Genomic DNA, 3,892 nt, shown 5'->3' with positions numbered 1-3,892 from the left:
GACAGAACGCTACCGACTTCCGAAACCTGAGCTTCGGTGCCGAAATTGGCGATCTGGTCCTTAATGACCTTGGAAATTTCTGCGGCGCGGATATCCATTTTGCTACTTAGCCTTTCATCGCGTTAGCGAGGGTGTTCAAACGGGTTTTAATAGAAGTGTCGATCATCTGGCTGCCGATGCGGACAGTCAGGCCACCCAAAATGGATGGATCGACTTTGGTCTGGATGGCCACGTCGCTGCCGACGCGTGCCTTAAGATTTGCGGAAAGCGTCTTCATCTGCGCCGCGCTCAGTGCGTGGGCGGATGTAACTTCGGCGGTGACTTCGCCGCGATGGGCCGCCGCAAGCGACGAGAATGCCCGCGCGACTGATGCGGTTTCGCTGAGCCGGCGATTGTCAGCAAGCACGCCCAAGGTCTTGGTCGTCAAAGCATCCAGCTTCATTGCCTTTGCCACAGCAGCGATCGCTTTTTTCGCGTCCGTCCGCGTCAACACAGGGTTGGTGGTCAGTGACTTCAGGTCTGCCGATTCGTTCACAGCCTTGGCGACCGACGTAAGGCTTTTTTCAACGGCGTTGATGGAGTTGGCGTCACGTGCCAACTCGAACAATGCCGTCGCGTAACGGCCAGATAGACTGGCTTGTATATTAGCGCTTGTGCCGCCGGAATTATCCACGCGTTGAAGTCCTTAAATGTACAACTGATGTATTTGCTGAACCAGCCGAAAGGTTGCCCTGTCTCTAGCGTCGCCGCGCGCCTAGCAGGGCTTTTGTTGCGATGCAAGATTGGGAATTAAGTTCATTGCATAGTGTGGCGGTCACAAACTTGTTCTGGTGGTGCAAACTGGCGTTGCACGGCAATCGAAAACACGTGAAATGCGGCAGGAGAGGAGACCGAGATGGGTGAAATGATTCGGATGGCAATGTCGGACGGCGCGGAGATTGCCGTCTACCATGCCTTACCAGATGGTGAGCGGCGTGGTGGCCTTGTGCTGGTGCAGGAAATTTTTGGCGTGACGGACCATATCCGCGAGCTGTGCGACGAATATGCCGCAGATGGGTATGAAGTGTTGTCACCGGCTATTTTTGATCGCGAGCATCCCGGTTTTGAAGCCGCCTATACCGGCCCCGATTATCACCGCGCGGTGGAATTGGCTCGCGATCTGCATCCCTTTGCACAGTCGTTGGATGACGCGCAGGTCTGCATTGATGCGTTGAAGAGTAAAGGCCCCGTTTTCATCACGGGCTATTGCTATGGCGGGTCGGTGGCTTGGGCACTTGCTGGCACCAGCGATGATCTTGCGGCTGCCAGCTGCTATTATGGCAGTCTCGTACCGACATTATATGCGGATAATACACCCAAATGCGCCACAATCGCGCATTTTGGCAGATATGACCAAGGCATCCCGATGGAAGGTGTAGAGGCACTTATCGACAAAGCGCACCCCACCGCGCAGATATTTGTGTACGACGCCAACCATGGGTTCAATTCGGACCGGCGCAAAGACTATCATGAAGACAGCGCCGATCTGGCGCGGGCGCGGACCTTGGCGTTGTTCAAAGCCTGCGGCGGCTGATCTGGATCACAAAGGGACATTTGGGCATGACGCCAAGCGCGTGGAAAAATGGTGGTGCTGGCGTTGAAATTCGCTGGGCGGTGGTTGATACCGCGCTGGGTAAGATGCTGCTTGCCGCGACCGATAAAGGCATCTGCCGCCTGTCATTCGATGAAGATGAAACCGCGCTGCAACGGCGGTTTCCAAACGCAGATATCATGGCCGGGGGCAGTGCGCTCGCGCATCTGGTAACAGGCGCGATTGCGGCGATCGAGAACCCTGCCCACATGCCGGACTTGCCGCTGGATGTGGCTGGCACCGCATTTCAACAGGCGGTCTGGAACGAGCTGAAGCGCATTCCGGCCGGTGAAACACGGACATATACAGATATCGCCGCTGCGGTGGGCAGCCCCAATGCCGTGCGTGCGGCGGGAAGTGCCAATGGCGCGAATAACGTCGCCGTCCTGATCCCCTGCCACCGGGTTATCCGCAGCGACGGTTCGCTTGGCGGCTATGCATATGGTCTGGAGCGAAAACAGGCCTTGCTAGACAAAGAACGCGCGCAAGACCTATTATTGTGATGCGCGGCTGGTTGCTTAAGGATAGATTGCCCGCACAAAATAAAGGCCTTCGGGTGGCGCATTTTCCGCCAAGGCGGAACGGTCTGCCGCATCAAGTGCAGCCTGCAAATCGTCGGCGGTCCAACGGCCAAGCCCAACCGCCACAAGGCACCCCACCATCGACCGCACCTGGTGATGCAGGAATGACAAGGCCGCAGCCTCGACGATCACATGCTGCCCTTCGCGGCGGACGTTCAACCGTTCGAGCGACTTGACCGGGCTTGCCGATTGGCATGCCGTCGACCGGAAGGTCGTGAAATCATGCACGCCCACCAAAATCTGTGCCGCTGCGTGCATTGCGTCAGCATCAAGGTGCGGACCAACGCGCCATACCCGGCCCTTTTCCAAAGTGAGCGAGGCGCGGCGGTTGAGGATGCGATATTCGTACGCCCGGCCAATGCAACTATAACGCGCATGCCAGTCGTCGGCGACTTCCTCGCAATGTAATATCGCGATGGGGTGGGGCCGCAAATGGGCGTTGATGGCTTCCATCAATCGGAACGATGAAAGCCCTTTTTCGACATCGACATGTGCGCGCATGCCCAAGGCGTGGACGCCGGCATCGGTGCGGCCTGCGCTATAGACCAACGTCTTTTCGCCAGTGGTTTTGAATATAGCCTCTTCGATGGCGCCTTGGACCGAAGGGCCATGGTCCTGCCATTGCCAGCCCATATATGGGCCGCCGTCAAATTCGATGGTGAGGGCAAAGCGAGTCATTGCAGAATTGTGCCCGCTGGTATTGCCTTGCCACGCAGCAAGTCTGCAGTTGGCATTGCGGGTTTACCGGCACGTTGGATAAGGGTGGGACGGATCGCGTCAACGCCGCAGGCGATGGTCAGCCGGTCGTCCGAAATTGTGCCGGCTGTGCTGGTGCCAGCAACGATGTCGGCGGCAAGCACACGATATCGCTCGCCTTCAAATTCGAACCATGCACCCGGCGCGGGGTTATATGCGCGTATCTGTCGTTCGGCCGCTTCGGCGGACATTGAAAAATCCAATTTGGTTTCTGCCTTGTCGATTTTGGCGGCATAGGTCACGCCATCTTCCGGTTGCGGCACACAAGGATGTGCGTCGAGGTCCGATAATACCCGCACCATTAATTCTGCGCCAAGCTCGGCCAACTCGCGCGTCAGCATGCCCGTGGTCTTGTGCCCGATTTCGATTTCGGTTGTTGCACGTACTGGGCCGGTATCGAGGCCTGCCTCCATTTGCATGACCATGACGCCCGTTGTGGCGTCGCCCGCCAGAATAGCCCGCTGAACCGGCGCAGCACCGCGCCAGCGCGGCAGCAGCGATCCGTGAATATTCAGGCAGCCATGGCGTGGCGCGTCCAAGATCGATTTGGGCAGGATCAGGCCATATGCCGCGACAATTGCGGCGTCGAGGTCAAGCGCTGCAAATTCCGCTGCGGCATCGTCCTGTCGCAGCGACAGCGGGGTGCGTACATGCAAACCCAGTTCTTCGGCGCGCTGCTGCACGGCGGACGGCGTAAGCTTTTTACCGCGGTTCGCGGGGCGGGGTGGCTGCGAATATACGGCAACCACATCATGCCCAGCGGCAACCAGCGCATCGAGCGCGGGCACGGCAAATTCGGGTGTTCCCATGAAGGCAAGACGCATCGTCACTTTTCCTTTGTTCGAAAGCCCCCTAAGACCCGCAGCATGGCATCGCAAGAAATAGACGCATTGGCACAGGCATTGTCGAAATTGCCCGGACTTGG

General features: G+C 57.9%; 4 protein-coding genes and 1 pseudogene. 2 read left to right on the top strand and 3 right to left on the bottom strand.

The features are described from left to right. Positions 1-106: 106 nt before the first annotated feature. Positions 107-673, bottom strand: coding sequence for a F0F1 ATP synthase subunit delta (locus ACILQA_RS10375; protein WP_183941654.1), 567 nt, complete (start codon positions 671-673; stop codon positions 107-109). A gap of 222 nt (positions 674-895) precedes the next feature. On the opposite strand from ACILQA_RS10375, the gene ACILQA_RS10370 reads away from it, so the two are divergent. Together ACILQA_RS10370 and ACILQA_RS10365 are read left to right on the top strand one after the other, a co-directional pair. Further along, a complete protein-coding gene (locus ACILQA_RS10370) occupies positions 896-1,573 on the top strand; it encodes a dienelactone hydrolase family protein (RefSeq protein WP_395629622.1) in 678 nt (225 codons plus the stop codon). A gap of 20 nt (positions 1,574-1,593) precedes the next feature. Next, positions 1,594-2,133: pseudogene (locus tag ACILQA_RS10365) on the top strand (methylated-DNA--[protein]-cysteine S-methyltransferase); the annotation flags it as partial. Positions 2,134-2,148: 15 nt separating this feature from the next. On the opposite strand, the gene truA reads toward ACILQA_RS10365, so the two are convergent. Together truA and fmt are read right to left on the bottom strand one after the other, a co-directional pair. After that, positions 2,149-2,889, bottom strand: coding sequence for a tRNA pseudouridine(38-40) synthase TruA (gene truA, locus ACILQA_RS10360; RefSeq protein ID WP_183941651.1), 741 nt, complete (start codon positions 2,887-2,889; stop codon positions 2,149-2,151). Further along, the gene (gene fmt / locus ACILQA_RS10355; protein ID WP_395629621.1) at positions 2,886-3,791 is read right to left on the bottom strand and encodes a methionyl-tRNA formyltransferase; all 906 of its coding nucleotides are present in this window, start codon (positions 3,789-3,791) and stop codon (positions 2,886-2,888) included. Before fmt ends, truA begins: the two co-directional genes overlap by 4 nt. Between the last annotated feature and the right edge of the window lie 101 nt (positions 3,792-3,892).

The sequence above is a fragment of the Sphingorhabdus sp. genome (assembly GCF_044239005.1).
Classification (GTDB): Bacteria; Pseudomonadota; Alphaproteobacteria; order Sphingomonadales; family Sphingomonadaceae; genus Sphingorhabdus_B.
Note: the sequence above shows the minus strand (reverse complement) of the source record. Positions and strands in the feature narration are given on the sequence as shown.

Bases quoted from the DNA above. Each gene is read 5' to 3' on its own strand.
- ACILQA_RS10370 (WP_395629622.1), top strand. From the start codon at position 896: ATGGGTGAAATGATTCGGATGGCAATGTCGGACGGCGCGGAGATTGCC.
- truA (WP_183941651.1), bottom strand. From the start codon at position 2,889: ATGACTCGCTTTGCCCTCACCATCGAATTTGACGGCGGCCCATATATG.
- fmt (WP_395629621.1), bottom strand. From the start codon at position 3,791: ATGCGTCTTGCCTTCATGGGAACACCCGAATTTGCCGTGCCCGCGCTC.